The organism is Roseateles sp. P5_E11 (assembly GCF_054049355.1).
On the sequence record NZ_JBFUMO010000851.1, the window covers coordinates 1 to 1,799 of the forward strand.

2 protein-coding genes are annotated in these 1,799 nt (G+C 67.6%); one reads left to right on the forward strand and one right to left on the reverse strand.

What is annotated here, in order from left to right:
- Nucleotides 1-585 (reverse strand): RNA methyltransferase (locus ACXJKR_RS31360; protein WP_457326182.1); only part of this gene is annotated, 585 nt, incomplete at its 3' end.
- A gap of 132 nt (nt 586-717) precedes the next feature.
- Here ACXJKR_RS31360 and ACXJKR_RS31365 point away from each other — a divergent pair.
- Nucleotides 718-1,623 (forward strand): inositol monophosphatase family protein, encoded by a 906-nt coding sequence (locus tag ACXJKR_RS31365; RefSeq protein WP_457326183.1) that lies wholly within the window; start codon nt 718-720, stop codon nt 1,621-1,623.
- Nucleotides 1,624-1,799 lie beyond the last annotated feature (176 nt).

Here is a 1,799-nt window from a genome sequence, read left to right on the forward strand (position 1 = left end):
GTGCACCAGCGCTGCCTGTAGATGATCCAGCAGGCCCTGCACGGCACGCGCGTCGGCCAGTTGCGGGTCAGGCGTGCGTGCCTGCACGCCGAAGCCGCCGAGGGCCTGGCGCAGGTCGTAGGCCAGCAACTGCACGGCCTGGGCAAGGTTGAGCGAGCCGTAGTCCGGATGGGTCGGGATGCTCAGCACCGCATGACAGCGGTAGACGTCCTCGTTGCTCATGCCGTAGCGCTCGGAGCCGAACACCAGCGCCAGGCGGGGCGCGGCCTCACGCGCGGCCAGCTCGCCGAACAGTGCACGTGGCTCACGCGTCGGCGGGCCAAAGTCGCGCGGCGTCATCGCGGTGGCGCAGGCGAAGTCCACGTCGTCCAGCGCCTCGGCCAGCGTGGGCACGACGCGGGCGCGTGCCAGGATGTCGGCCGCGCCGCTGGCCATGGCCACCGCCTCTTCGTGGCAGAGCACGTCGGCAAAGCGCGGCGCCACCAGCACCAGGTCCTGGAAACCCATCACCTTCATCGCCCGCGCCGTCGCGCCCACGTTGCCGGCGTGGCTGGTGTTGATGAGAACGAAGCGTGTGGATTCCACGGGTTTGTACGGAGGCTGCGGCTAGAATCGCGCGATTATCCGGGCCGCCTCCATGGGTCCCGCCGCTCTTTCCTCCCGTCAGCCCCTTCTTCCCAGCGAGTGCCACGCATGCTGCAAACGTCTCACCATCCCATGCTCAATGTCGCCATCAAGGCGGCGCGTGCGGCTGGCGCCATCATCAACCGCGCCTCGCTGGACCTCGAAGCTCTGCGCATCAACACCAAGAGCCCGAACGACTTCGTCACCGAGGTCGACCACGCCGCAGAAGGGGTGATCATCGAGACGCTGCTGGGCGCCTACCCGGACCACGGCATCCTCGCCGAAGAGTCGGGCCGCACCCACGGCGCCAAGCATTCCGAGTTCGTCTGGATCATCGATCCGCTGGACGGCACCACCAACTTCATCCACGGCCTGCCGATGTACTGCGTGTCCATCGCGCTGGCGCACCGCGGCGTCGTGCAGCAGGCCGTCGTCTACGACCCGACCCGCAACGACCTCTTCTACGCCAGCAAGGGCCGCGGCGCCTTCTGCAACGACCGCCGCCTGCGCGTGTCCAAGCGCACCCGCATGAGCGACGCGCTGATCGGCACCGGCTTCCCCTTCCGCCGTGGCGACAACTTCAAGCGCTACGTGAAGATGTTCGAAGAGGTCATGCAGCACTGCGCCGGCCTGCGCCGCCCGGGTGCCGCGGCGCTGGACCTCTGCTATGTCGCCGCCGGCTATTACGACGCCTTCTTCGAGACCGGCCTGCAGCCCTGGGACGTGGCGGCGGGCTCGCTCATCATCACGGAAGCCGGTGGCCTGATCGGCAACTTCACGGGTGAGGCCGACTTCCTGCACCAGCGTGAAGTGGTGGCCGGCAACCCCAAGATCTACGCGCAGCTGGTGACGATGCTGGCGCCCTACACCCGCGTCATCAAGGAAGAAGAGGCCGCAGCTCCCACGCTCAATGGTGATGCGGCGCCTGCGCCGGCCGAGCCGAAGAAGCGTGGCGCCGTGCGTATCAAGAAGGATGAAAGCGGCGACGCAGCGCCCTGATCAGCGCCACCCGCCCCCTTCGAAGCCCTCCTCGCGAGGGCTTTGTCATTTTCTGGCTGTGAAGGAATTGGCAGCAGCGGTGACCAAGGGCTAACCCGGTCATGCGTGCGTGATTTCTGCACGGCCGCACCCCTTACCCGTGGGGGGCGGGCTCGCCAGAATGCGTGCTGCAACGC